Genomic DNA, 24,123 nt, shown 5'->3' with positions numbered 1-24,123 from the left:
TACTGTATATGGAATAAACAGAAGAAGTGGAGGACGACTCGGGAGGGCCGCCCGGGCGGGCCCGGCGGCATGGGCGCCGGTCGGTCCGTGGGCGGGCGCCGCCCCCGCACGCTGCGACGAAGACGCCCACGCGGCGGCCCGCGGCCGTCGCCCGGCCGGGGCCCCGGCCGGGACGGTCGGCGATCCCGGCGCTGCGCCCGGCGTCGCGGGGTGCGCCTCGTGCACGCCTCCTCCGCCCCGGCCGCACCGGTGCGACCGGCCGCTACCTGCGCGGGGCCGGGGGGATCGGGTGGTTGGCGCGGATGCGGTCCTCTGGGTCGTAGGCGGCCTTGACCTGGCGCAGCCGCCGGTAGACCGCCGGTACGAAGCAGGAGGCCACGTCCTCGGGCGCGGTCGGGCCGAAGGAGAAGTTCAGCGACCGCCCCACCCCCTGGCCCGCGAAGGGGGCCAGCACCCGCCGGTGAAGACCGCCCGCCGCCCCCTCGCCGCCCGGCTCCACCGGCGACAGCACGGAGACGAGATAGGCCGCGCCCCGACGGCCCACCGCCCCGGCGCCCTCCGGCTCCCGCGCCAGCGCGCCGCCGAGGTGGCGCAGCCCCGCCACGCACATCAGCGGCGCCTCTGGCCCGGCCCGCCGCACCAACTCCTCCACCGCGCCCTCCCCGAGCGACTCCAGCAGCAGGTTCTGCGACCGGTACCCGTGCGGGACCTCGGGCTCGTCGAAGATCGCACCGGACTCGCTGAAGTCCAGCTCGCGCAGCGTGGAGCGCACCGGATCCCCCGCCAGGGCGACCAGCTCCCGCGCCAGCCGGCGCCCCTGCCCGACCGGTCCCGCATGGCAGATCTGGACCTGGGCGACGTGGCGGCCGCGCAGCCGCTCCGGCACCCCCGCCGCATCGGGCAGCATCAGCAGCGTCACCGCCGACGTCGTCGCCTCGGGCACCGCCCCCGTCCACCGAGCCCAGGCGGCCACCGCATCGGGGCGCTCGGCCAGATCGAAGTACAGTCCGCCGCCGAAGACCCGCCCGACCGGAACCAGGTCGATCTCCAGCGCGGTGACCACGCCGAAGCTCCCCCCGCCGCCGCGCAGCGCCCAGAACAGCTCCTGCTCGCGGCCCGCGTCGGCCGTGCGCAGCCGCCCGTCGGCGGTGACCGCCTCCACCCGCCGCACCCGGTCGGCGGCGAACCCGTAGCGGCGGGCCAGCAGCCCCACACCGCCGCCCAGGGTGTAGGAGACCGCGCCGACCCCCGGCATGCTCCCCGACAGCGGCGCCAACCCGTGGGGCGCCGCCGCCTCCACCACCTGCCGCCAGGTCGCGCCCGCCCCGACACGGGCGGTGGCCGCGCCCGCGTCCACCTCGACTCCGTCCATGCCGCGGGTGCCCACCAGCACACCGCCCTCCAGCGCCGCCGCCCGCCCGTGCCCGGTGGCCTGCACAGCCACCGGCACGCCGGCCTCCCCGGCCGCGCGCACCGCCGCCTGCACATCGGCGGCGCCGGCGGCCTCCACCACCGCCCGCGGCCGGTGCGGCTCCAACAGCTGGTAGCCGGTGCACGCCCGGTCGTATCCGCCGGATCCGGGCCGGTGCACCGGCCCGGCGGCGCGCTCCTCCAAGCGCTTCAGGTCCGTCTTCCGTGTGCTGTGCGTCGAATCCGTCATGGCCCCCACGCTTCCAGCCCTTGCGGCCACAACCTGTCCGCAAGGCGTGCGATCCTGACCGGCGTGCAGCCCACTACCGAGCCCTCCTCGCCCCGCCGCGCCATGCCGGGCCGCCTGCTGCGTCTGCTGTCGCTGCTGCAGAGCCGCCGCCAGTGGCAGGGCCCCGAACTGGCCGACCGGCTGGGCGTCAGCCGCCGCACACTGCGCCGCGACGTCGAGCGGCTGCGGGAACTGGACTACGCCGTGCAGGCCACCACCGGCACAGCGGGCGGCTACCGGCTCGCCGCCGGCGGACGGGCCACACCCGCACTGCTGCTCGACGACGACGAGGCGCTGGCCGCGGCCGTCGCCCTGGCCACCGCGGCCGGCGGCGCACCCGGCATCGCCGAGGGCGCCGCCCGCGCCCTGACCAAACTGGAGGCACTGCTGCCCGCCCGCCTGCGCCCGCACCTGAACGCCCTGGGCCGCGCCGCCGCCGCGCTCCCCCACCGCGCCGCCGTGGACATCGGCCCCGCCCGGCTGGCGCTGCTGGCCGGCTGCTGCCGCGACGGAGAACTGCTCGCCTTCGACTACCGCGACCGCCGCGGCACCGCCGCCCGCCGCCGCGTCGAGCCCCACCACGTGGTCACCGCCCAGGGCCGGTGGTACCTCATCGCCTACGACCCCGACCGCGCCGACTGGCGCACCTTCCGCGCCGACCGCATCACCGACCCGCTGCCCACCCGACGGCGCTTCACCCCGCGCCCGCGCCCGCTCCCCGCCCCCGGACCCGCGGAGTTCCTGGCCCGCTCGATGGCCGAAGCCGACCACCCCCACACCGCCCGGCTGCGCGTCGACCTGCCCGCAGACCAGGTGCGCACCCGCCTGTTCCACACCGTTCCCGGCACCGTCGCCCCCGACGGCGACCACCGGAGCCGCGTGCGGCTGGCCGCGCACGCCCCCGAGCTCGTCGTGCACTACGTTGCGGCGATCACCGCCCTGGGTGCCCCCGTCGACATCGACGCCTCCCCCGAGGTGGCCGAGCGCCTGCGCACCCTCGGGCGGCGCCTGGCCCGGTGATCGGCGAGGCGGCCGCTTGACCTCACGCCCGGTGCAGGCCCCACAGTGGCCGTGTGGCACCACCGGGTACCACGAGGCTCAGGAGCAGCAGGAGGAAACCATGGCCCGCGCCGTCCGCTACGCCCGCTACGGCGGCCCCGACGTCCTCACCCTCGACGAGGTCGCCGACCCCGAACCGGGCCCCGGGCAGGTGCGGGTGCGGGTCCGCGCCGCCGGAGTCAACCCCATCGACTGGAAGATCCGCAGCGGCGCCTTCTCCGCCGACCCCGACCAGCCCCCGCAGCGCCCCCAGGGCACCGGTCTGGACCTGGCCGGCACCGTCGAGGCCGCCGGACCCGGCGTCACCGCCTGGAGCCCGGGGCAGCACGTGTTCGGCCAGGCCCGCGGCGGCGCCGCCGCCACCCGCGCCCTGGCACCCGCCGACGCGCTCGCGGCCAAGCCCGACTGGCTGTCGTTCGAGCTGGCCGCCGGGCTTCCGGCGCCCGCCGAAGCCGCCTACCGCACTCTGGGCCTGGTGGGCATCGGCCCCGACGACGGCCCCGGCTCGACCGTGCTCGTCCACGCCGTCGCCGGCGGCGTGGGCCTGATCGCCGCGCAGCTGGCGCGGGCCCGCGGCGCGGCGGTCCTGGGCACCGCCAGCACGCGCCACCACGCCTTCCTGCGCGAGCTGGGCGTCGAGCCCGTCACCTACGGCACCGGGCTGGAGGAACGGCTGCGCGCGGCGGCCCCGAACGGCGTCGACGCGGTCGTGGACGCCTCAGGGCGCGGCGTGCTCGCCGTCTCGGTGGAGCTGGCCGGATCCGCCGACCGGGTGGTCACGATCGCCGATCCCGCGGCGGCCGAGCACGGCGTGCGCTTCTCCGGCGGCGGCCACGACAGCGCACCGCTGGACGAGGTCTTCGCCGAGGTGCTGCCGCTGATCGAGCAGGGGCGGCTGCACCTGCCCGTCGAGCACACCTTCCCGCTGGAGGAGACCGCCCGGGCCCAGCGGCTCAGCGAAGAGGGCCACCTGCGCGGCAAGATCGTGATCACCGTCGGCGACTAGGGTCGGCGTCGTGAACGAGGTCGCGCAGCCGGATCCGGATCGCGGCCCGCTCGTCAGTGGCGCAACCCCGTCGATCTTGTAGCTATCGTGAAGGAAAACGATTTCCGTTTGCGATAGCTACAAGATCATCGGGGTTCGGCCCCTGTCTCAGGAATCGATGTCGGTGATCCGCCAGCGCTGCTTCTCGCCGGAGTCGGGCGCCCACACCGACACGGGGAGCCGTCCTCGCCGGCCCGCCCCCGCGGCGTGGCGGCTGTGCGTGCGCGCCCGCACGGACCCGGTGAGCGGTACCCGGCCGATGCCGTGTGCCGGATGGTCTCCAGCGTCTACTGAGCCCCTCACCCGCACCGGGGCCTCAGCCGTTCAGGGCGGCCAGCACCTGCCTGCGCATGGCGGCGCTGCCGGTGTGGCCCGCGTCGTCGACCACCACCAGGCGCGCATCGGGCCAGGCGCGCCGCAGCTGCCAGGCGTTCTCCAGCGGCGAGCCCAGGTCCAGGCGGCCGTGGACCAGCACTCCGGGGATGCCGGCCAGCCGTGGGGCGCCCTCCAGCAGGGCGTCCTCCTCCAGCCAGGCGGCGTTGGCGAAGTAGCGGGTGCAGATCCGCACGAACGCCGCCCGGTCGCGGTCGGGCCGGCCGCTGTAGGCGCGGGGATCGCCCCGCTCCTCGTGGGCGACCACCGCGTCCTCCCAACCGGTCCACGCGCGCACGGCCGCCTCGCGCACCGCCGCGTCCGGGTCTTCCATCCGCGCGGCGTAGGCGGCCACCACGCCGCGGTCCCCGGCCGCCTCGGGCACGGCGCCGCGGAAGCGCTCCCAGGCCTCGGGCAGAAACCGGCGCACGCCGCCGAACAGCCACTCGATCTCGCGGCGGCGGGTCATGGTCACCCCGCACAGCACCAGCCGGCGCACGGCTCGGGGATGGGCCTGGGCATAGGCCAGCGCCAGCGTCGACCCCCAGGAGGCGCCGTAGACCAGCCACCGGTCGATGCCCAGGTGGGCGCGCAGGCGCTCGATGTCGGCGACGAGGCGGCCGGTGGTGTTGGCGCTCAGGTCGGTGCAGGGATCGGCGGCATGGGGGCGGCTGCGCCCGCAGTTGCGCTGATCGAACAGCACGACGCGGTGGCGCCGGGGGTCGAACATGCGGCGCTGGCGGGGCGTGCACCCCGAACCGGGGCCGCCGTGCAGCACCAGCGCGGGCGCGGCGCCGGCGTCGCCGCAGGCCTCCCAGTAGAGAAGGTTGCCCTCGCCCACATCCAGCATCCCGTGCGCGCGGGGTTCGGCGGCCGGATACACGACCGCCCATCCTAGCCCGCCGGCCCGGCGGCGCCCGCGGGGGCGCGGCCGGGCCGGGCCGGCTCAGGACTCCTTGGGAATCACGATCCACAGTGCCAGGTAGAGCACCACCTGGGGGCCGGGCAGCAAACACGAGATCACGAACAGCAGCCGCACCAGGAACGGCGACATGCCGAACCGGCGCGCCAGACCTCCGCAGACCCCGGCGATGACATTGTTGCGGGTCCGCACCAGGCCGTAGGAAGCCATCGCTGGACCCCTCCTCTCTCTGTCGGGTCCCCCGATCCCCGGTCCCGGGCCGCGGCCGCCGCGGCGGGAAGCGGCCCGGGCGGGGCATGCACACGCCTCCCCTACCCCGAAGGCGCCCCCGGGCCACCCCGGCCCCGGGTGCCCGATGCCACAGGGCGGGTTTGCACCCCGCCTGTGCGGTCAGCGGTCGCCGCAGACGCGCATGCCCCGGGCCGTCCGCAAGACCCGGCCCGGCACGTCCAGGGACCGCAGCAGCGAAGGGGCACCGCCATGTCCGATCCCTCCCGTGACCGAGCACCCGCGGGCGACCAGAAGGACGCCCAGCTCGACGGGGTCCGCGACCACTCCGACAATGCGCTGACCACCGACACCGGGGTCGCCGTCGACGACACCGACAACTCCCTCAGCGCCGGGGAGCGCGGCCCCACGCTGATGGAGGACTTCCACTTCCGCGAGAAGATCACCCACTTCGACCACGAGCGCATCCCCGAGCGGGTCGTGCACGCCCGCGGAGCCGGCGCCTACGGCCACTTCCAGGTCTACGAGTCGATGGCGCGCCACACCCGCGCCGACTTCCTGACCGACCCCGGCCTGCGCACACCGGTGTTCGTGCGCTTCTCCACCGTGGCCGGCTCGCGCGGATCGGCCGACACCGTGCGCGACGTCCGCGGGTTCGCCACCAAGTTCTACACCCGCGAGGGCAACTACGACCTGGTCGGCAACAACATGCCGGTGTTCTTCATCCAGGACGGGATCAAGTTCCCCGACTTCGTGCACGCCGTCAAGCCCGAGCCCCACAACGAGATCCCCCAGGCTCAGTCGGCCCACGACACCCTGTGGGACTTCGTCGGACTGCAGCCCGAGACGCTGCACATGATGATGTGGCTGATGAGCGACCGCGCCCTCCCGCGCAGCTACCGCATGATGCAGGGCTTCGGGGTGCACACCTTCCGCCTGGTCAACGAGCGCGGCGAGGGCACCTTCGTCAAGTTCCACTGGAAGCCGCTACTGGGCACGCACTCCCTGGTCTGGGACGAGACCCAGAAGATCGGCGGCAAGGACCCCGACTTCAACCGGCGCGACCTGTGGGAGGCCATCGCCTCCGGCCAGTACCCCGAGTACGAGCTGGGGATGCAGCTGGTGCCGGAGTCGCGGGAGCACGCCTTCGACTTCGACCTGCTCGACCCCACCAAGATCATTCCCGAGGAGCTTGTTCCGGTCACACCGGTCGGCAAGATGGTGCTCAACCGCAACCCGGACAACTTCTTCGCCGAAACCGAGCAGATCGCCTTCCACACGGCCAACGTGGTGCCCGGCATCGACTTCACCAACGACCCGCTGCTGCAGGCCCGCAACTTCTCCTACCTCGACACCCAGCTGATCCGGCTGGGCGGGCCCAACTTCCAGCAGCTGCCGGTCAACCGGCCCGTGGCCGAGGTCAGCAACAACCAGCGCGACGGGTTCAGCCAGCACACCCTCCACCGCGGCCGCACCAGCTACTACCCGAACTCGCTGGGAGGCGGCTGCCCCTACCTGGGTGAGGCGCCCTACACCCACTACCAGGAGCGCGTGGACGGCGACAAGATCCGCAAGCGCAGCGAGAGCTTCGCCGACCACTACAGCCAGGCGACGCTGTTCCTCAACAGCCTCGCCGGCTGGGAGCGCGACCACCTCACCTCGGCCTTCCGATTCGAGCTGGGCAAGTGCGAGACCACGGCGGTGCGCGAGCGCGTGGTCGCCCACCTCAACCGCATCGACCACACCCTGGCCCGCGCGGTCGCCGTCGGCGTGGGCGTCGACCCGCCCGAGGCCGAGGCGGTCGCCAACCACGGCCGCTCCTCGCCGGCGCTCAGCCAGGCCGACGCGCCCACCGACACCGTCTACTCGCGCCGGATCGCGGTCCTGGCCGAGGAGGGCGCCGACGCCGCGGCGGTGACCCGCTTCCGCGAGGCCATGGCCGAGCGCGGCGCGGCGGTGGAGGTGCTGGCGCCCGACGACGGCAGCGTCGCCGGCGCCGACGGCGCCCTCCTCGCCGTGGACCGGGCCATGCACACCATGTCCTCGGTCCTCTACGACGCGGTGGTGGTGGTCGGCGGCGCCCGGTGCGCGGCCGCCCTCGCCGAGGACGGGCTGGCGCTGCACTACGTCGCCGAGGCCTTCAAGCACGCCAAGCCGGTTGCGGGCCTGCACGAGGGTGTGGGCGTGCTGGAGGCCGCGCCGCTGCCGCGGCTGCGCCTGGCCGCCGACGGCGACGCCGCGGCGGTGGTCGACCAGGGGGTCGTCACCCATCGCGGCGGCGACCCCGAGGAGTTCTACAGCGCCTTCGCCGCGGTTCTGGCCGGACATCGGGTCTGGGACCGCGACACCGCCCGCGTGCCGGCCTGAGGTTGCGCGTGCGCGCCGCTCGCCGAGCACATGCGGGCGGCCGGACGGTCAGCCGGCGTCGCCGGGGCCGAAGCGCTCGCCCATCGCCTCGGGGTCCAAGGCCGCCTCGTTGAGCTCGTTGAGGCTGTACCAGTTGCCGAACGGGTCGCGGAAGACGGCCTCGACGCCGTAGGGCACCTCGCGCGGCTCCTGCAGGAACTCCACGCCCCGCGCGCGGTAGGCGGCGTAGGTGGCGCGGCAGTCGTCGGTGGTCCAGGCCCCCGCGCTCAGCGCGCCCGCGGCCACCAGCTCGCGGATCGTGCGGGCGGTCTGCTCGTCCTGCATCGGGGGCCCGGGCACGTGCAGGCTCAGCTGGAAGCCGGGATCGGCCGGCGGGCCCACCGTCAGCCACCGCATCCCGTCGTCCATCCTCAGGTCGAAGCGCTGCTCGAACCCGAGCTTGTCCAGGAAGAAGCGCTTGGCCTCGTCGTAGTCGAACACGAACACGCTCGCCACACCCAGTCTGGTGATCACGGCCCGCTCCCATCTGTGCGCCGGATGTCTGCTGCCTCGGCTCGACGCTAGCCTGCGCCGGCCGCACCGGCCCGCTCTTCGCCCACCGTGTCGGCGCGGTCCGGCGCCCGGGCGCGGCGGTGTGAGCGGCTCAGCACCGTCGATCTTGTAGCCATCGTAAAGGAAAGCGTTTTCCAGTGACGATGGCTACAAGATCAACGGGGTTCGGCCGCCGCGGCCGCCAGCTCGAACCAGACCGTGTGGCCGCGCGGGTCGGGCGGGGCGGTGGCACCGCACTCGCCCTCGCACAGCGCGGCGACGAAGCCCAGGCCGCGGCCGTTCTCGGCGGCGCCGTCGCCCATCAGCGAGGCGTCGATGCGCGGGCGGGTGGGCCGTCCCGGCCGGGGCCCCAGGTCGGCGACCTCCACGCGCACCCGGCGGCCGTCCTGCCACAGCCGGGCGGTGAACGTGCCGCCGGGCAGCCCGGAGCGGGAGTGGCGCACCGCGTTGGTGGCGAGCTCGCTGGCGCAGACCAGCAGGTCGTCGACGACGTCGGCGGGGTAGTCGAAGGCGCCGCGGCGCAGGCACCGGGCGACCCAGTCGCGCAGCGCGCCCACGCTGGCGGACTGCCCGGCGAAGGCGAGGGCGTAGCCGGGTTCGGGGGCCTCCGGCGGAGCGGTGCAGGAGGGGGGCGGGGAGGCGGCTTTCGGGACTGCGGTCATGTGGTGCACGGTTGAAGCTCCCCCCGGATTCGCCGATGCGGGGGCCGCGGCGCGCGCTCTCGGGTCCGCACCGGCCCGCCCCCGTGAACCCGTTGTGCGCTGGCCGTTTCCTCCCCGCCGGCCCGCGCCGGGCTCGCCATCCAATATCACCCAGCCCCTGCGGGCGTGCAAGCGGTATGGCCCAACTCGCCCCTGCGATCGTGCCCTGCCGGTTCCGCGCGCTCCGCTGGGCGGCTAGGCTCGAACCTCAACCAGAGTTGAAGTCGCGGGAAAGGAGCCGGCGATGGCGGTCGGGCCGTCGTGGAAGGCCAAGGAGCTGACGGTGGGCCAGCTCGCCCAGCGCAGCGGGGTGGCGGTCTCGGCGCTGCACTTCTACGAGCGCAAGGGGCTGATCACCAGCCGCCGCACCGCCGGCAACCAGCGCCGCTACCGCCGCGACACGCTGCGGCGGGTGGCCTTCGTCCGCGTCGCCCAGCGGGTCGGCATTCCACTGGCCGACATCGCCGAGGCCCTGGACACCCTGCCCGAGGCGCGCACCCCCACCCGCGAGGACTGGGCCCGGCTCTCCCAGCTGTGGCGCGACCGGCTGCAGGAGCGCATCAACCAGCTGGAGCGGCTGCGCGACGACCTGACCGACTGCATCGGCTGCGGCTGCCTGTCGCTGGAGCGCTGCGTGCTGTCCAACCCCCACGACCGGCTCGCCGCGCAGGGGCCGGGCCCGCGCCGGCTGCTGACCCCGGGCGCGCTGGAGGGCACCCAGCCCTCGGCCGCCGAGCAGGAGTGCCCCTGAGCGCCGGGCCGGCGGCGCTCCCGCCGCGGCGGCTCCGCTCTCAGCCGCGCCCGAGCAGCGGCTCCAGTTCCCCGGCCCCGCGGATGCGGCGCAGCGCCGCCGGGCCGGGGCCCGGAGGCGGGGTGAACACCCGCACCATCACGCCCTCGCCGTCGAGCCCGGCGCCCACCCAAGCGTGGGCGCTGGTCAGCACGGTGAAGGCGTGGTCGCGCCCGTCCAGGGCGACAACGGCGGCCGACCAGGCGGCGTCCTCGCCCAGCGCGAAGGAGGCGGCGCCGGCGGGGTCGCGGGAGCGCCGCTCCATCAGCTCGCGCTCGGCGCAGAAGGCCCGCAGGCGCTGATCGGCGTCGCCGCCGCCGAACCGGCGGCTGGCGATCTCCAGGTCGGGTCCGGTGTCGGGGCCCTCGGGGGTGGAACCGAAGTCGATCACCGCCTTGAGCAGACCGGGGCCGTCGGGGTCGAGCGTGGTGGAGCTGACGCGGCCGCGCCGGCTCTCGCCGACGGGGGCGTAGAGCGCCAACCCCGCCAGGATCGTCTCGAGGGTGAGGTCCTGGTGCACGTGGCGGCCTTCCGGGTTGCGTGCGCTGGCTGGGCCCGATTGTAGACGCCCCGCCCGGGGGCGGCGCGCGCTCGGCGGCACGCGGGACGGGCCGGTGGAAGGGGCGGGTGGGAGCCGCGTGCGCCGCGTGGGCGGGCTGCGCCCGTTCCGGACCGCGGGGACGGGCGGCCCGGCGCGACACAACCCTTCCAATGACCATTGTCATGGTCTAGGCTCGGGCTCCATCCGACGGACCCGCCCGCACGGCCCGCACGGCCCGCAAGGAGCAGCCGACCATGCCCACGCCCGCCCCCGCCCCCCGGCAGCACCTGTCCGTGCACTCGGCCGACGGCACCCGCCTGCACGCCGAGATCCACGGCCCGCCGCAAGCGCCTCCCGTCGTGCTGGCCCACGGCTGGGCCTGCTCGATTCGCCTGTGGCACCCCCTCATCGCCGAACTGGGCGACCGGCTGCGCCTGGTCTGCTACGACCAGCGCGGCCACGGCCGCAGCCAGGTGCCGCGCCCCGGCGGCTACAGCACATCGGCCCTGGCCGACGACCTGCTGGCCGTCACCGAGGCCGCCCTGGAGCCCGGTGAGCGCGCAGTGGTCGCCGGCCACAGCATGGGCGCCATGACCGTGATGGCCGCGGCCGAGCGGCCCCGCTTCGCCGCCCGCGCCGCCGCCGCGCTGCTGGCCAGCACCGGCCCCAGCGACCTGCCCCGCTCCTCGCGGGTCTTCCCCGGAGCGGCCCGCTTCCCCCGGGCCGGGAGGCTGGCCCACCGCGCCATGCTCACCGCGCCGCTGCCCCTGGGCCCGCGCACCCGCCTGAGCCGGGCCGCCCTGCGCTACGCCACGATGGCCGCCGACGCACCGCCCGACATGGTCGAGGTGTGCGCCGAGATGGTCCACGCCGTCGCGCCGGCGCCCCGCGCCCGCTGGGGCCGGGTCCTGGCCGGCATCGACCTCGACCGCGGGCTGGCCCGGCTGGAGGCGCCCACGCAGATCGTGGCCGGCACCGCCGACCGGCTCACCCCCCTCGGGCACGCGCGCCGCATGGCCCGCCTGCTGCCCGACTGCCGCGGCCTGCTCGAACTCGACGGCATCGGCCACATGACCCCGCTGGAGGCGCCCGCGCCCCTGGCGCGGGGCCTGGTCGCACTCGCCGACACCCACCTCGCCCCCCGGCCCCGCCAGGAGAGCGCATGAGCACGCGCCGCCACCCCCGCCTGCGGGGCAGGGTCGCCGTGGTCACCGGCGCGGCCCGCGGCCTGGGCCGCCTGCTGGCGCTGCGCCTGGCCCGCGAGGGAGCCACCCCGGTGCTGGTCGGGCTCGAACCCGGGGAGCTCGAGGCGGTCGCCGCCGAGTGCGGGCCCGCGGCCGCCGCGTACGAGGCCGACGTCACCGACGCCCCGGCGCTGGCCGCGGCCGCTGAGCAGGCCGAGCAGCGCTTCGGGCGCATCGACGTGGTCGTAGCCAACGCCGGCATCGCCGCCGGCGGCCCCTTCACCGACACCCCCGCCGCCGCCTTCGACCGCGTCGTGGAGGTCAACCTGCTGGGCAGCATCGCCACCGCCCGCGCGTTCCTGCCCGCCCTCCAGCGCAGCCGCGGCTACCTGCTGCAGGTCGCCTCGCTGGCGGCGCTCACACCGGCCCCGCTGATGGGCGCCTACTGCGCCGCCAAGTCCGGCGTGGAGGCCTTCGCCCACTGCCTGGCACCCGAGCAGGCCTGCCACGGCGTGGGCGTGGGCGTGGCCTACCTCAGCTGGACCGACACCGACATGGTGCGCGGTGCCGACAGCGACGCCGCCCTGCGCGCGATGCGCGCGCGCCTGCCCTGGCCGATGAACCGCACCTACGCGCCCGAGCCGGCCGTCGAGCGGCTGGTGGAGGGCATCGCCCGCCGCCGCGCCCACGTCTACGGCCAGCCCTGGCTGCGCGCCGCGCAGGGGGTGCGCGGCGTCCTGCCGGGGGTGATCGGCGCCTTCGCCCCGCACGAGCTCGCGCGGCTGGGCGAGGAGTTGGCGGCCACCCGCCGCACGCGGGCCGCGGCGGTGGGCGCCGGGGGCGCCGCCGACGTGCGCGCCCGCGCCGCACGCCGCACCGGCTGAGCCGGCTGCGGCGCCCGCGGGCCGGGCGTGCCGCAGCCGGGGCCGGGGTGTCAGTGCGTCCAGGGCGGGCTGATCCAGGCGCCCTCGGCGGTCACCGCGCGCAGCCCGGTGCTCGTACTCACCCAGGCAGCGCCGGTCCCGGGCCCCGGGTTGGCCACGTTCAGGAGGCTGCCCGCGCCCACCACGGCCGCGTCGCCGGGCTCCAGGCGCCAGGTGTCGCCGTCCACACGCAGCTCCAGGACGCCCTCCAACCCGAGGAAGACCTCCTCGCGGGTGATGGCGTGCTCAGCGCCGGCGGCGCCCGCGGGCACCTCCAGGCGCCAGGCGCACAGCTCGCCCGAGCCCTGGGAAGGGGCGGCGTAGGAGACGAAGGCGACGCCGTGCATGCGGTGGGTGCGCGCCTGGGAACGGGTGATCAGGGGCATGAGCGCTCTCCAATAAGACAAGTGGCTTGACTAGATACGAACTATAGTCAGGCAGCCTGTCCACTGTGTCAAGATGGGGCCATGGCCGACACCGACCACCTCGCCCTGACCGCCCTGCTGCTCTCAGCCTCCACCGCACTGACCGAGGCCATCGACGCCGGCGTGCACGAGGCCGGATTCACCGACCTGCGCCCCGCCCACGGGTTCGCCTTCACCCGCCTGGCCCCCCACGGCGCCACCACCGCCCAGCTCGCCGCCCACCTGGGCATGACCAAACAGGCCGCCGCCCAGCTCGTCGACGAACTCCACCGCAACGGCTACGTCACCCGCCGCCCCCACCCCGACGACGCCCGCGCCCGCCTCGTCGAGCTCACCGACCGCGGCCGCGCCGCCACCCGCGCCGCCGAGGCCGCCGCCGCCCGCGCCGCGGCCGCCTGGCAGGAGCGCATCGGCCCCGACCGCATGGCCCGCCTCCGCGCCGACCTGGCGGCCCTCGCCGCACCCGGGCGCATCCGCCCCGCCTGGTAGAGGCCGCACCCCGCTTCAGTCGCGGCGGCGCACCGGATGGTCCTCGGGCACCTCCACCACGCACACACCCAGCCTGTCGGGGTCCTCCAACCACATCTCCACCAGCCCCCACGGCTCGCGCCGGGGCTCGCGCACGATCGCCGCGCCCCGCGCCGCCAACTCCTCGCGCGCCCGCGCCACGTCGGGCACCTGCAGCCACAGCTGCACCGCCCCCGGCTCAGGCGCCCGCTCACTGCGCCCCGACAGCTCCAAGAACCCCCCGCCCAGGAAGAACACGGTCCCGTACTCGCCGCCGCCCGTGGCGAACTCCCGGTAGATCGCCAACCCCACCACGTCGCGGTAGAAGGCGCGGCTGCGCTCCAAGTCGGTGGGGTGGATCAGGACGCGGCTGCTGACGACGTCGACCATGGGCCGAACCTACCCGCCGGCCCCCGCGCCATCACCGAACGACGATGTCGGCGCCCGCCACCCGCCCGCGGACGACCTCCACACCCTCCACCCGCCCCCGGTCGGCGCCGCAGCGCGCCGCGATCGTGTACGTGGCCTCCGGCAGCGCCCAGAAGTAACGGCCCTCGGCGTCGCTGATCACCGCCCGGTCGGGCACCGGCGGCGCCCACGCCGACGCGGCCCGCGCCTCCAGCAGGCAGTGCCCTCCCGGCTCCCCCCGCACCCCCACCACCCGGCCGCGCACACCCGTCCCCCGGTCGGACCGCGCCTGCTCCGGCGGCCCGGGCCGCGCGTCGCCTCCGGCCGGGCCCGAGGGCAGCGCCCTGAGCCCGCACCCGCACAGCGCCACCGCCACCGCCACCACGACCGGCCCCGCCACCGCACCTGCGCGCATCGACGGCCCCCTCACCCGGTATCGCGCACCGCCCCGCCCCGCATCCGACACAGGCCCCCCGGCCGCCGGACACGGCGCTACGGGCATACCTGCCCAGGCCAGCGCCGAATACCACATCCCGCCGGCGGCCGCGCCGACCCCCGCCGCACCCCGCACGCCCGCCGAAAAGGGCCAATCCCGGCGGATTGGCCCCCTCGCGACCCGCCGCAGACCCCCGTTCACCGGCCACCGGCCCCCGCCCCGCCGCCCCGCACCCCCGGCCGCGCCCGCCGCGCTAGCCTGGCCCCCGTGAGAGAGCTCGACAGCACCACCCACGCCCTGGCCGAGCTCCTATGGGACTTCCACACCCACCCCGCCGCCGACGCCGGCACCGGCAACGACCTGGTACTCGTCCTGGGCAGCCACGACCTGCGCGTCGCCGACCACGCCGCCCGCCTCTGGCACGCCGGCGCCGCGCCCCTGCTGGTCTTCAGCGGCGACCGCGGCCGGCGCACCGGCGGCGACGACCACGGCCCGCGCTGGCCCGAGTCCGAAGCCGCCACCTTCGCCCGCGCCGCACGCGCGAGCGCACCCATCCCCCGCGACGCCGTCCTGCTGGAAACGCGCGCCACCAACACCGCCGAGAACTTCCACCTGGCCCGCGACCTCGCCGCCACCGCAGGAACCCGCCCCCGCCGCGCCGTCGCCACCGCCAAGCCCTACATGGCCCGCCGCGCCCTGGCCACCGCCGCCGTGCACTGGCCCGGCCCCCACTGGACCTTCAGCTGCTTCGGCGGCGGCTACCGCGCCTACACCACACCCGAGCACAGCCCCGCCGAACTCATCGACTTCCTCGTCGGCGACCTGCAGCGGCTCGCGGTCTACGCCCAGCGCGGCTGGAGCGCACCCGTGGACATCCCCGACCGGGTGTGGCAGGCGGGCGAGCGCCTGTGCGCGCGGGGCTTCACCGGCCACCTCGTCCCCGGCGAGAGCCTGCGCCCCGCACAGCACGGGCCCGGCAGCGGCACCTGACGCGCGGCCGCCGCCGACCCGGCGCCCGACCGCCTAGGACTCCGCGCCGCCCGCCGCCAAGCGCTCGGCGTTGTCCCGGCGCCGCTCCAGCACCTCGGCGCGCATGTCCTCCATCCGCCGCAGCACCTTGCGCCGCGTGCGCTTGGCCAACCGGTCGATGTACAACCGCCCCAGCGTGTGGTCGGTCTCGTGCTGCAAACACCGCGCGAAGTACCCGCTGCCGGCGATCTCCACCGGCCGCCCGTCGCGGTCGAACCCGCGCACCAGCGCGTACTCGGGCCGGGCCAGCTCCGCATGGGGACCCGGCACCGACAGGCACCCCTCGTCCTCCAGCGCCAGCACCTCGCCGTCGCCCTCGCGCTCGGCCGCCACCGGGTTGCACACGTGCCCCACATGGCGCACCCCGTCGTCGTCCGGGCAGTCGTAGACGAACACCCGCAGGTCCACCCCGACCTGGTTCGCCGCCAACCCCACACCCTCGGCCGCATACATCGACGCGAACATGTCGTCGATCAGCGCCGCCAGCCCGGGCGTGGCGAACTCCTCGCCGCCGACCCACCGGCACGGCCGGTGCAGCACCTCGGCCCCCACCTCGGTGATCTCGCGCACCCGGCCCCGCAGCACCTCCGGCGCCGGCTCCGGATAGGACTCCACGGGCGCGCCCTGCAGGCGCACCCGCGCCCGGGCGCCGTCGCGCTGCGTAGCCGAGGACTCAGACATCGCTGGACTCGCTCTTTCCTGCTCGGGCGGACACACACCCCGCCCACCGGCGGGGCAACGCACGCAAAATAGCACAAAGTCGCAGGTCAGGCCGACCGCGTGACCGCAGCGCCACCCCCCACCCCCAACGCCGCAGCTCAGCGGGCCCGCCTCACCGCCACCACCCGCCGCCCCCGCCCAGACACCGCACCAGATAGTCGCGCAGCGACACCGCCACCAGCCGCCGCCGATCCGTCTCGTGGTCCCACACCACGACCGCCGGCCCGTAGTCGGTGTGCACCCAGGCGAACTGCGGCCCCACGTCGCTGTCACCGAAGAACACCAGATCGTGGAACGGCGCATACAACTCCACGTAGTCCGGCTCGGCCCGCATCGCCAGGTTGTCCTCCACCACCCGCTGCACCGGCCACACCACCGCGTCGCCGTACTCGTTGCACACCCCGTCGCACTCGGCGAAGAACGACGCCAGCTCGAACGGCACCGGCAGCCCCAACTCCTTCTCGATCAGGGCGACGGTCGCCGCGTCCGCCGGCGCGGCCGGCTCGGCCATGGGGTACAGCTCCACGATCAGTTCACGCCACACACCCAGAATCATCACAGGTTGCGGCATTGCACGGGAAACCGGAGCCCGCGAGTCCCCCGATTCGTCCCCCGATCCCGCCCGCCGGAATACCACCGCACCCCACCGCCGTTACACACACTGCGGGAGCCGGTGCGGTAGAAAGTGTCCCCCGGGCTCCATACAACGCCTTCGCGGAATACCGCGTCCGCTCGGCGCCCTGCGCGCCGCACGCGGGCGGACACCGGAGCCGCGTTGTGCCCCGCGCCGTGAGGCGACCGCCGCACCGGCTCCCGCGCACCAACACACCGGCGCCTCCGCGCCCGCCCACCGGCGGGCGCGGGGGCGCTTCGCATGCCCGGCCCCGCCCCCTGCCCCCGCGCATCGCCCACCCACCCCATCCGACCGCATCGCCCCGCATCGTCCCAGGTCGTCCCGAAAACGCCCGCCTTCGCAGGGTGCGTGCCCCACCACCCCACCACGCGGCTCAATAGACCTGACAAGGTCCGCGACCAGCCAGGAGAGCCCGTGACCACCACACCCGCCCTGCGCGCCCTCACCACCGCCGCCGCCGCACTCACCCTCGCCGCCACCCCCACCGCCGCCCACGCCCGACCCGACTACCCCGGCCACACCACCAGCCACTACATCACCGCCACCGGCACCCCCGACGACACCGACCACGCCCACGACATCGGCTGCGCCGCCGCATCCACCGGCCAGAACGGCCTACGCATCCTCTTCCTCGGCACCCAGGAACACCCCGACCGGCTCCGCCACCCCGGCACCACCGCCCAGACCACCACACCCCGCATCCCCATCGGCGACACCATCGACATCGCCGCCGCCTACTCCGCCGGATTCACCCGCTGCAACGACTCCGACACCACAACCCAGCTCGCCCTGGGCGTCAACAACAAGAACGACGGCCGCATCCCCGGCCGCCGCGCTGGCCGCCAATGGGCCCGCATCGTCGACACCGCCGCCGACCGCGCCGACACCGACCACCTCACCGTCACCGGCGCCATCGACGCCGAACCCTCCTGGTCCGGCCCCGCCTGGGCCCGCGCCTGGGCCGCCGCCTACACCGCCGCCACCGACCGGCGCCTCTACGCCGCCAACTCCGCCGGCGGCTGCCCCACCCCCGGACACACCTCCACCACCTGCAACAACGGCTGGACCCTCGCCGACATCCACTACCTCGCCACCGGCGCCGCCCCTACCGTCCACGCCCTGCCCCAGATCTACCGCACCGACGGCATCCAAGCCCGCCAATGGGCCAACGTCTCCGCCTGGGGCCTCCGCCACCACGACCAGCCCCTGCGCGCCGCCGGCGCTCTGTCCCAACACACCGCCTGCACCCAACGCGGCGGCTGCACCCGCACCCACAACACCCCCCGCCAATCCTGGACCCAGCTGCGCGACGCCCTCGACAACCACGCACCCGCCCCCACCCCGCGGCTGCCCTACGCCTCCGACATGCGCTGGCGCTGACACACACCCGCGCACCACCGACACCCGCACCCGCCGCACGCCACAATGGAAGGAGGCCCCACCCGCCACCGCACCGCCCCGAAGGACCCGCCATGGCCCGACCCCACTACCGGCCCCACACCCGACTCACCCTGCTGGTGTGGTCACCGCTGCTCACAGCACACGCCCTAGCCGGGGTCCTACTCCTCGCCCTCAGCCTGGTCGCCGCCGCACTCTCGGCCATCTGGGTCGGCGTGCCCCTCCTCGCCGCCCTCACCCGGCTGCTGCGCGGCCACGCCAACACCCACCGCCGCATCCTCGCCCACCTGCTCACCCAAGGCGCCGTGCCCGCCCCCGCCTACCGGCCCCTGCCCGACACCCGCCTGACCACCCAGATCACCACCCTGCTCCGCGACCCCGCCACCCGCCGCGACTACACCTGGCTCGCCGCCAACAGCACCGCCGGCCTCGCCCTCGCCGCCCTGCCCTCCGTCCTGCTCACCCACGCCGCCCTCGCCCTCGCCCACACCTACACCTGGCGCTACGACCCCAGCATCTACGCACTCCAACCCGTCACCACCCAAGCCGAAGCCTGGCCCTCCCTCATCACCGGCGCACTCCTGCTCACCCTCGCCTACCTCCTCACCCCCGCCGCCATCCACACCTACGCCCGCCTCAACCGCCGCCTCCTCGCCCCCACCGAACACGACCGCCTCACCGCCCGCGTCGCCCACCTCGCCACCAGCCGCGCCCACACCATCGACGCCCAGGCCTCCGAAGTCCGCCGCATCGAACGCGACCTCCACGACGGAGCCCAAGCCCGCCTCGTCGCCCTCGGCATGAGCCTGGGCCTGGCCGAAGAGATGCTCACCCACGACCCCCGCACCGCCCAGACCCTGCTCGCCGAAGCCCGCGAAACCACCCGCCAAGCCCTCACCGAACTCCGCGACCTCGTCCGCGGCATCCACCCGCCCGTCCTCGTCGAACGCGGACTCGACGGCGCCGTCCGCGCCCTCGCCCTCACCCACCACATCCCCATCACCGTCGACATCGACCTTCCCGGCCGACCCCCCGGCCCCGTCGAGTCCGCCGCCTACTTCGCCGTCGCCGAACTCCTCACCAACACCGCCAAACACGCCGCCGCCACCCGCGCCTGGATCCGCATCAACCACGGCCACGACCGCCTCGTCATCACCGTCGGCGACGACGGCAGCGGCGGCCTCCAACCCCAAGCCGGCACCGGCCTCACCGGCATCCGCCGCCGCCTCTCCGCATTCGATGGCACCATGAACACCACCAGCCCCGCCGGCGGACCCACCATCGTCACCATGGAACTGCCGTGCTCACTCGACCACGGCACCCCCGCACCCGCCCCGACCGCCGAACCCGACCTCCCCCACCCGCACCCGTAAGGACCCCGCCGTGCGCGTCGTCATCGCCGAAGACCTCGCCCTGCTCCGCGACGGACTCATCCGCCTGCTCGAAGCACACGACTGCACCGTCGTCGCCGCCGTCGACAACGGACCCGACCTGCACAAAGCCCTCACCCAACACCGCCCCGACGTCGCCGTCGTCGACGTGCGCCTGCCCCCCACCTTCACCGACGAAGGACTCCAAGCCGCCATCAGCGCCCGCCAGAGCCTGCCCGGCCTGCCCATCCTCGTGCTCTCCCAGCACGTCGAACAGCTCTACGCCCGCGAACTGCTCTCCGACGACCGCGGCGCCGTCGGCTACCTCCTCAAAGACCGCGTCTTCGACATCAGCCAGTTCCTCGACGCCATCAACCGCGTCGCCGCCGGCGGCACCGCCATGGACCCCGCCGTCATCTCCCAACTACTGGCCAAACACACCGACGCCAGCCCCCTCGCCCAACTCACCGCCCGCGAACGCGAAGTCCTCGCCGAAATGGCCGAAGGACGCTCCAACTCCGCCATCGCCGGCCGCCTCTTCATCACCGAAAAAGCCGTCAGCAAGCACATCAACAGCATCTTCACCAAACTCGACCTGCCGCCCTCCACCGACGACAGCCGCCGCGTCCGCGCCGTGCTCGCCTACCTCAACCAGTAGCCCCGCTCACTCGCCCCGCTGCGCCTCACGGCTGCGGTACAACCCCTCGATCTCCTCAGCGAACGCCCGCAGCACCGCGTCGCGCCGCAGACTCCCGTCACCCAGCACCAGCCCGCCCGACACCGTGAACTCCTCCGCCAGCACGTGAAAAGCCCGCACCGCCCACTCCACCGGCACCGCCTGGTTGGCCGCCACCACCGCCGACCGCACCTCCGCCCCCAGGTCCGCATCGGCCGCCAACTCCGCCCGCGTCATCGACAACGGCCGGTTGTTCACCAACCGCCAGTACTCCGCCTGGTCGGCCGCCAACGTCACCAGCGCACTCGCATACGGGCGCCCCCGCCAGACCACCATCGCCTGCGACACCAGCGGATGCGCACACGCCCGCTGCTCCCACAGCCCCACATGGTCCACCTCCCGGGCACCCCCGGCCGAGGCGGCCGGAGCAGCCGCGACCAACGCAGCCGCCTCACGCGCCCGCACCCGCTCATACGTCGCCTGCGCACGCAACCGCCGACCCACCACGACGAACCCCGCATCGTCCAGGTCACCGGCCACCCCCGAGGCCAACCACCCCTCCCACACCGCACTCCGCCCCGCCGGCTCATCACCCCAATAGCCCGCGAACAACTGCGGCCCCCGCACACACAACTCACCCTCACCCGAGGGCTGCACCGACACCCCCGACAGCGCACGCCCCGCCGTCCCCGCACGACGATGCTCCACCGACCCCGCCGCCGCGACCCCACCGACCTCGGGAACCCCCCACACCTGCACCAGCGGGACCCCCGCACCGTTGAAGAACCCGTCCAGCTCCTCCGACAGACCGCCCCCGCACACCACCAGCCGCACGCGACCGCCCAACGCCTCACGCACCCGGCCGTACACCCACTCGTACATCGCTCGCGACACCCGCCGCAGCGCACCCTTGCGCTGCGCCCGATCGAACTCCACCGCCAGATCCACCGCCACCTTGAACCGGTCCACCTGGTCCCAGCCGTTCGGCGGAGCCGACGACCGCACCGCCGCCATCACCCGCTCCACCAACCACGGCCGGCACACCAGCACCCGCGGCGCGAACTCCCGCATCTGCCGACGCATCCGCGGCCCCCGACCCACGAACCCCACCGGCGCACGCACCAGCGCACACGCCACCAGACCCGCAAGCGCCCCCGGCTCCCACAAGCCCAGCTCCATCAGCACCCGGCCCGGACCGCCATCACTCCGCCCCCGCACCTCACCCGCCGAAGCGAATCGCTCCACCAGCGACTCCGCCGCCGCCAGCACACCCCCGTGCGTCAACACCACACCCCGCACGCGCACCGCCGTGCTCATCGGATACACCAGAGCCGCCACATCCGACTCCGCCTGCTCCTCACGCCGGAACCGCACCGCCGTGGAATCCATGTACGCGCCCGGACGCGCGATCCCCTCCAGACCGCCCTCGTCCAACCGCCACACCCGCACCAGATCCGTCAGTTCGCGCCCCAGCGCCGCCACCACACCCGCATGCACGCCGTCCTCCAGCACCACCGCCGCCGGATCGCAGTCACGCAGCACATACGACAACCGCTCCCGCGACGCCTGCGGCGCCACACACACCACAACCGCCCGCACCACCCAGGCCGCCAACACCACCAGCGCGCACTCCACCCCCGGACGCGCCACCACCACGACCCGGTCGCCCGCACCCACACCGACCCCGATCAGGCCCTTGGACACCGCCGCCACCTGCGACGAGAACTCCCGGCTCGACAGCGCACTCCACGCCGCACCCTCACCGTCCACCCCCAGCAGGACCTCGTCGCGCCCGGGACCATCAGCCCAGTGATACGGCACATCGCCCAGACGGCGGAGCCGCACCCGCCCGACAGCACCATCCGACGACCCCGCCATCAACGACCACTCCTCACAGCCGGTGGGGGAACCGGCGAGACCACCCCGAGCGTGCGCGCCTCGTGCGAGCGTGCCCTACTGTGCACGCAACCCTCACCACACGGCAACCCGCCAATTCACCCGCCCTCCGCTACCCTGCCCGCCCACACGAAGAGGCCCCGGCCGACTACCGACCGAGGCCCCCCATCACCGCGTCATCCCACCTCAGGACGCAGGTCGCACCGCCCACCGCGCCGACACCGCGAACACCCCACCGGCCAGCAACCCCACCGACCCCATCACCACGGCCATACTCGCCAGACTCGCCTCACCCGAAGCCGTCCACCCCGCCAACGACGACAGCCCGCCGCCCAACGCGAACTGCAGCGACCCCATCAGCGCCGACGCCGTACCCGCCACCGCCGGCGACTGCGACGAGATCGCCAGCGTCGTCGCATTCGGCAGCACGAACCCCACACTGAACATCATCACGCAGAACACCGACGTCAACGCCACCAGCGCCCACGGGCCCGACACACCGCCCAGCGCCAGCGCACCCAGCACCCCCACCGCCAGCAGCGCACCGCACAACCCCGCTGCCAACCGCCGCGACGTATCCACCCGGCCGATCAGGAACCCGTTCACCTGCGTCCCGGCCATCAACCCCGCCGTGTTGATCCCGAACATCAGCGCGAACGCCTGCTGCGACGCCCCGAACTGGCTCTGCGACACGAACGAGAACGACGACACATAGGTGAACATCATCGCGAAAGCCAGCCCCAGCGTCAGCGCCGGACCCACGAACCGCACGTCGCGCACCAGCGACCACACCGTCCGCGCCAGCGACACCACCCGGAACGGGCGCCGCACCGACCCCGGCAGCGTCTCCGGCAGCGCGAAGAACACCACCACCAGACTCACCAGCGACACCGCACCGAGCAGCACGAAACTCACCTGCCACGGCCCGAACCGCAGCAACTGCGCACCCAGCACCGGCCCCAGCAGCGGAGCCAACCCCGTCACCAGCATCAGCCGCGAGAAGAACCGCGCCGCCTCGTCGCCCTCGAACACGTCGCGCACCACCGCACGCGCAATCACCGCACCCGAAGCCCCCGCCACACCCTGCACGAACCGCAGCGCCACCAGCGCCGGCGCCGACGGCACCAGCGCACACGCGAACGACGCCACCGTGAACAGCGCGAACCCGACCAGCAGCGGCCGGCGCCGCCCCACCGCATCGCTCAGCGGCCCGATCACCAACTGACCCAGCGACAGGCCCAGCATGATCGCCGTCAGCGTCAACTGGATCTGCGCCTGCGGAGCATCCAACTCCCGCGCGATGTCGGGAAACGCCGGCAGGTACAGATCCGTCGCCAGCGGCCCCGTGGCCGTCAGCGTGCCCAGCACCAGCACCAGCAGCGCGAAGGACCGGCGCGGTATGCGTCCCGACTCCCGGCGCAGCCATCCCGCCGAACTCGGCTCCGCGGATAACCGGCTCTGCGACACCAAACGACCCTCCAACCCATCCGACGACCCGACCATTCATCGAGTCATACCGCGGCGCCGCGCCGACACGCCACCACATAAAACCAACGCCGACCCCCGCCCGGCTCATCCCCCCACCGCAGACCGCACGGGCCGATCCGGCGTGAACTCCCTCACCCGGATTGCTTAGTTAGCCTAACTAAAAGCGCGTAGCGCGTCCCACCCGCCGGCAACCACCCGCCCCACGGACCCCTCGACGACCGCCCCCACCCATTGACCACAACCGAAGTCGAGGTTCTATAGTGCCGACCACCGGCGACAAGCCGCCCACCGCCACAGAGGAGCAGGCAATGATCGTCACCGTCGCCCGGGTCACCGACCCCGAACGCTTCCTGGAAGTCTTCGAGACCACCGGCGCCGAGAAACGACGGGAACACGGCTGCCGGGGCGCCCGCGCCTACTTCGACCCCGACGACGCGCACCGGGTGTGGTCCCTCTTCGACTGGGACCCGCAGGACTACGAGGAGTTCCTCGCAGACCCCGAGGTCCCGGCCATCGCACAAGAGCTCGGCATCCAGGAGCCGCCCGTGCACGCCGTCGCCGCCACCGAACTCGACGCCTGACCACCACGCCGACAGGAAGGCCGACCGGCCGCCACGTCGCAGAACCGCAGGCCACCCCGCCCCAGGTCCACCGGCTCAGCCCGGCGACGGGCAGCGACGCCCACTCGCAGCGGCGACCGACCCCGCACCGCGCCCGCCCTCCACGAACAGGCACGCCCGGCCACCCCGCCCG

At 74.6% G+C, this 24,123-nt stretch carries 25 protein-coding genes; 12 read left to right on the top strand and 13 right to left on the bottom strand.

From position 1 onward, the window contains the following. Positions 1-262: 262 nt before the first annotated feature. Positions 263-1,660 carry an FAD-binding oxidoreductase gene (locus RM446_RS11035; RefSeq protein ID WP_311545122.1) on the bottom strand — a complete coding sequence of 466 codons (1,398 nt, stop codon included), beginning with the start codon at positions 1,658-1,660 and terminating at the stop codon, positions 263-265. A 63-nt stretch (positions 1,661-1,723) separates the two neighbouring features. Between RM446_RS11035 and RM446_RS11030 the strand changes: the two genes are divergently transcribed. Together RM446_RS11030 and RM446_RS11025 are read left to right on the top strand one after the other, a co-directional pair. After that, positions 1,724-2,719 carry a helix-turn-helix transcriptional regulator gene (locus RM446_RS11030; RefSeq protein WP_311545121.1) on the top strand — a complete coding sequence of 332 codons (996 nt, stop codon included), beginning with the start codon at positions 1,724-1,726 and terminating at the stop codon, positions 2,717-2,719. A 100-nt stretch (positions 2,720-2,819) separates the two neighbouring features. Continuing rightward, entirely contained in the window at positions 2,820-3,764 is a 945-nt protein-coding gene (locus RM446_RS11025) for an NADP-dependent oxidoreductase (protein WP_311545120.1), read from the top strand. 355 nt (positions 3,765-4,119) lie between these two features. Here RM446_RS11025 and pip read toward each other — a convergent pair whose 3' ends face one another. Both pip and RM446_RS11015 read right to left on the bottom strand, forming a co-directional pair. Beyond that, entirely contained in the window at positions 4,120-5,058 is a 939-nt protein-coding gene (pip, locus tag RM446_RS11020) for a prolyl aminopeptidase (protein WP_311545119.1), read from the bottom strand. Positions 5,059-5,121: 63 nt separating this feature from the next. Next, positions 5,122-5,307: a PspC domain-containing protein gene (locus RM446_RS11015; RefSeq protein ID WP_311545118.1), complete on the bottom strand. Its 186-nt coding sequence runs from the start codon at positions 5,305-5,307 to the stop codon at positions 5,122-5,124. A gap of 270 nt (positions 5,308-5,577) precedes the next feature. On the opposite strand from RM446_RS11015, the gene RM446_RS11010 reads away from it, so the two are divergent. Then, positions 5,578-7,692 carry a catalase gene (locus RM446_RS11010; protein ID WP_311545117.1) on the top strand — a complete coding sequence of 705 codons (2,115 nt, stop codon included), beginning with the start codon at positions 5,578-5,580 and terminating at the stop codon, positions 7,690-7,692. 48 nt (positions 7,693-7,740) lie between these two features. On the opposite strand, the gene RM446_RS11005 is transcribed toward RM446_RS11010, so the two are convergent. Together RM446_RS11005 and RM446_RS11000 are read right to left on the bottom strand one after the other, a co-directional pair. Beyond that, positions 7,741-8,205 carry a VOC family protein gene (locus RM446_RS11005; RefSeq protein WP_311545116.1) on the bottom strand — a complete coding sequence of 155 codons (465 nt, stop codon included), beginning with the start codon at positions 8,203-8,205 and terminating at the stop codon, positions 7,741-7,743. Positions 8,206-8,399: 194 nt separating this feature from the next. Further along, entirely contained in the window at positions 8,400-8,906 is a 507-nt protein-coding gene (locus RM446_RS11000; RefSeq protein ID WP_311545115.1) for an ATP-binding protein, read from the bottom strand. A 283-nt stretch (positions 8,907-9,189) separates the two neighbouring features. On the opposite strand from RM446_RS11000, the gene soxR reads away from it, so the two are divergent. After that, positions 9,190-9,696 (top strand): redox-sensitive transcriptional activator SoxR, encoded by a 507-nt coding sequence (gene soxR, locus RM446_RS10995; protein WP_311545114.1) that lies wholly within the window; start codon positions 9,190-9,192, stop codon positions 9,694-9,696. 40 nt (positions 9,697-9,736) lie between these two features. Here soxR and RM446_RS10990 read toward each other — a convergent pair whose 3' ends face one another. Next, positions 9,737-10,255, bottom strand: coding sequence for a hypothetical protein (locus tag RM446_RS10990; RefSeq protein WP_311545113.1), 519 nt, complete (start codon positions 10,253-10,255; stop codon positions 9,737-9,739). A gap of 275 nt (positions 10,256-10,530) precedes the next feature. Between RM446_RS10990 and RM446_RS10985 the strand changes: the two genes are divergently transcribed. Both RM446_RS10985 and RM446_RS10980 read left to right on the top strand, forming a co-directional pair. Next, entirely contained in the window at positions 10,531-11,442 is a 912-nt protein-coding gene (locus RM446_RS10985; protein ID WP_311545112.1) for an alpha/beta fold hydrolase, read from the top strand. Further along, a complete protein-coding gene (locus RM446_RS10980; protein WP_311545111.1) occupies positions 11,439-12,344 on the top strand; it encodes a short-chain dehydrogenase/reductase in 906 nt (301 codons plus the stop codon). Before RM446_RS10985 ends, RM446_RS10980 begins: the two co-directional genes overlap by 4 nt. Positions 12,345-12,394: 50 nt before the next feature. On the opposite strand, the gene RM446_RS10975 is transcribed toward RM446_RS10980, so the two are convergent. After that, positions 12,395-12,769 carry a cupin domain-containing protein gene (locus RM446_RS10975; RefSeq protein WP_311545110.1) on the bottom strand — a complete coding sequence of 125 codons (375 nt, stop codon included), beginning with the start codon at positions 12,767-12,769 and terminating at the stop codon, positions 12,395-12,397. A gap of 81 nt (positions 12,770-12,850) precedes the next feature. Here RM446_RS10975 and RM446_RS10970 point away from each other — a divergent pair, with 81 nt between their 5' ends. Continuing rightward, a complete protein-coding gene (locus RM446_RS10970) occupies positions 12,851-13,297 on the top strand; it encodes a MarR family winged helix-turn-helix transcriptional regulator (RefSeq protein ID WP_311545109.1) in 447 nt (148 codons plus the stop codon). Between the two features lie 15 nt (positions 13,298-13,312). Here RM446_RS10970 and RM446_RS10965 read toward each other — a convergent pair whose 3' ends face one another. Beyond that, entirely contained in the window at positions 13,313-13,705 is a 393-nt protein-coding gene (locus RM446_RS10965; protein WP_311545108.1) for a VOC family protein, read from the bottom strand. 31 nt (positions 13,706-13,736) lie between these two features. Beyond that, positions 13,737-14,138: a hypothetical protein gene (locus RM446_RS10960; RefSeq protein WP_311545107.1), complete on the bottom strand. Its 402-nt coding sequence runs from the start codon at positions 14,136-14,138 to the stop codon at positions 13,737-13,739. Positions 14,139-14,426: 288 nt separating this feature from the next. Here RM446_RS10960 and RM446_RS10955 point away from each other — a divergent pair, with 288 nt between their 5' ends. Continuing rightward, on the top strand, positions 14,427-15,149 hold the full coding sequence (locus RM446_RS10955; protein ID WP_311545106.1) for a YdcF family protein: 723 nt from the start codon (positions 14,427-14,429) through the stop codon (positions 15,147-15,149). 33 nt (positions 15,150-15,182) lie between these two features. Here the strand turns inward: RM446_RS10955 and def are convergent, their stop codons facing one another. Further along, positions 15,183-15,869, bottom strand: a complete 687-nt coding sequence (def, locus tag RM446_RS10950; protein ID WP_311545105.1) for a peptide deformylase — start codon at positions 15,867-15,869, stop codon at positions 15,183-15,185. A 151-nt stretch (positions 15,870-16,020) separates the two neighbouring features. Beyond that, on the bottom strand, positions 16,021-16,464 hold the full coding sequence (locus RM446_RS10945; RefSeq protein ID WP_311545144.1) for an SMI1/KNR4 family protein: 444 nt from the start codon (positions 16,462-16,464) through the stop codon (positions 16,021-16,023). Between the two features lie 492 nt (positions 16,465-16,956). On the opposite strand from RM446_RS10945, the gene RM446_RS10940 reads away from it, so the two are divergent. The 3 genes from RM446_RS10940 (at position 16,957) to RM446_RS10930 (ending at position 19,968) form a co-directional block, all read left to right on the top strand. Next, positions 16,957-17,922, top strand: coding sequence for a hypothetical protein (locus tag RM446_RS10940; protein WP_311545104.1), 966 nt, complete (start codon positions 16,957-16,959; stop codon positions 17,920-17,922). A 92-nt stretch (positions 17,923-18,014) separates the two neighbouring features. Further along, positions 18,015-19,313 (top strand): sensor histidine kinase, encoded by a 1,299-nt coding sequence (locus RM446_RS10935; protein WP_311545103.1) that lies wholly within the window; start codon positions 18,015-18,017, stop codon positions 19,311-19,313. A gap of 10 nt (positions 19,314-19,323) precedes the next feature. Beyond that, positions 19,324-19,968 (top strand): response regulator transcription factor, encoded by a 645-nt coding sequence (locus tag RM446_RS10930; protein ID WP_311545102.1) that lies wholly within the window; start codon positions 19,324-19,326, stop codon positions 19,966-19,968. A 6-nt stretch (positions 19,969-19,974) separates the two neighbouring features. Here the strand turns inward: RM446_RS10930 and RM446_RS10925 are convergent, their stop codons facing one another. Continuing rightward, on the bottom strand, positions 19,975-21,807 hold the full coding sequence (locus RM446_RS10925) for an AMP-binding protein (protein WP_311545101.1): 1,833 nt from the start codon (positions 21,805-21,807) through the stop codon (positions 19,975-19,977). Between the two features lie 261 nt (positions 21,808-22,068). Continuing rightward, complete coding sequence (locus RM446_RS10920) at positions 22,069-23,304, bottom strand: multidrug effflux MFS transporter (protein ID WP_311545143.1); 1,236 nt, start codon at positions 23,302-23,304, stop codon at positions 22,069-22,071. A 326-nt stretch (positions 23,305-23,630) separates the two neighbouring features. On the opposite strand from RM446_RS10920, the gene RM446_RS10915 reads away from it, so the two are divergent. Next, on the top strand, positions 23,631-23,951 hold the full coding sequence (locus RM446_RS10915) for a hypothetical protein (protein WP_311545100.1): 321 nt from the start codon (positions 23,631-23,633) through the stop codon (positions 23,949-23,951). The last annotated feature ends 172 nt before the right edge of the window (positions 23,952-24,123 follow it).

This window comes from Streptomonospora wellingtoniae, assembly GCF_031845375.1.
Lineage (GTDB): Bacteria > Actinomycetota > Actinomycetes > Streptosporangiales > Streptosporangiaceae > Streptomonospora > Streptomonospora wellingtoniae.
This window is presented reverse-complemented; position numbering and strand designations above follow the sequence as displayed.

Coding starts and splice junctions, on each gene's coding strand:
- RM446_RS11035 (WP_311545122.1), bottom strand. CDS start 1,660: ATGACGGATTCGACGCACAGCACACGGAAGACGGACCTGAAGCGCTTG.
- RM446_RS11025 (WP_311545120.1), top strand. CDS start 2,820: ATGGCCCGCGCCGTCCGCTACGCCCGCTACGGCGGCCCCGACGTCCTC.
- RM446_RS11015 (WP_311545118.1), bottom strand. CDS start 5,307: ATGGCTTCCTACGGCCTGGTGCGGACCCGCAACAATGTCATCGCCGGG.
- RM446_RS11010 (WP_311545117.1), top strand. CDS start 5,578: ATGTCCGATCCCTCCCGTGACCGAGCACCCGCGGGCGACCAGAAGGAC.
- RM446_RS11000 (WP_311545115.1), bottom strand. CDS start 8,906: ATGACCGCAGTCCCGAAAGCCGCCTCCCCGCCCCCCTCCTGCACCGCT.
- soxR (WP_311545114.1), top strand. CDS start 9,190: ATGGCGGTCGGGCCGTCGTGGAAGGCCAAGGAGCTGACGGTGGGCCAG.
- RM446_RS10985 (WP_311545112.1), top strand. CDS start 10,531: ATGCCCACGCCCGCCCCCGCCCCCCGGCAGCACCTGTCCGTGCACTCG.
- RM446_RS10980 (WP_311545111.1), top strand. CDS start 11,439: ATGAGCACGCGCCGCCACCCCCGCCTGCGGGGCAGGGTCGCCGTGGTC.
- RM446_RS10975 (WP_311545110.1), bottom strand. CDS start 12,769: ATGCCCCTGATCACCCGTTCCCAGGCGCGCACCCACCGCATGCACGGC.
- RM446_RS10970 (WP_311545109.1), top strand. CDS start 12,851: ATGGCCGACACCGACCACCTCGCCCTGACCGCCCTGCTGCTCTCAGCC.
- RM446_RS10965 (WP_311545108.1), bottom strand. CDS start 13,705: ATGGTCGACGTCGTCAGCAGCCGCGTCCTGATCCACCCCACCGACTTG.
- RM446_RS10960 (WP_311545107.1), bottom strand. CDS start 14,138: ATGCGCGCAGGTGCGGTGGCGGGGCCGGTCGTGGTGGCGGTGGCGGTG.
- def (WP_311545105.1), bottom strand. CDS start 15,869: ATGTCTGAGTCCTCGGCTACGCAGCGCGACGGCGCCCGGGCGCGGGTG.
- RM446_RS10945 (WP_311545144.1), bottom strand. CDS start 16,464: ATGATTCTGGGTGTGTGGCGTGAACTGATCGTGGAGCTGTACCCCATG.
- RM446_RS10935 (WP_311545103.1), top strand. CDS start 18,015: ATGGCCCGACCCCACTACCGGCCCCACACCCGACTCACCCTGCTGGTG.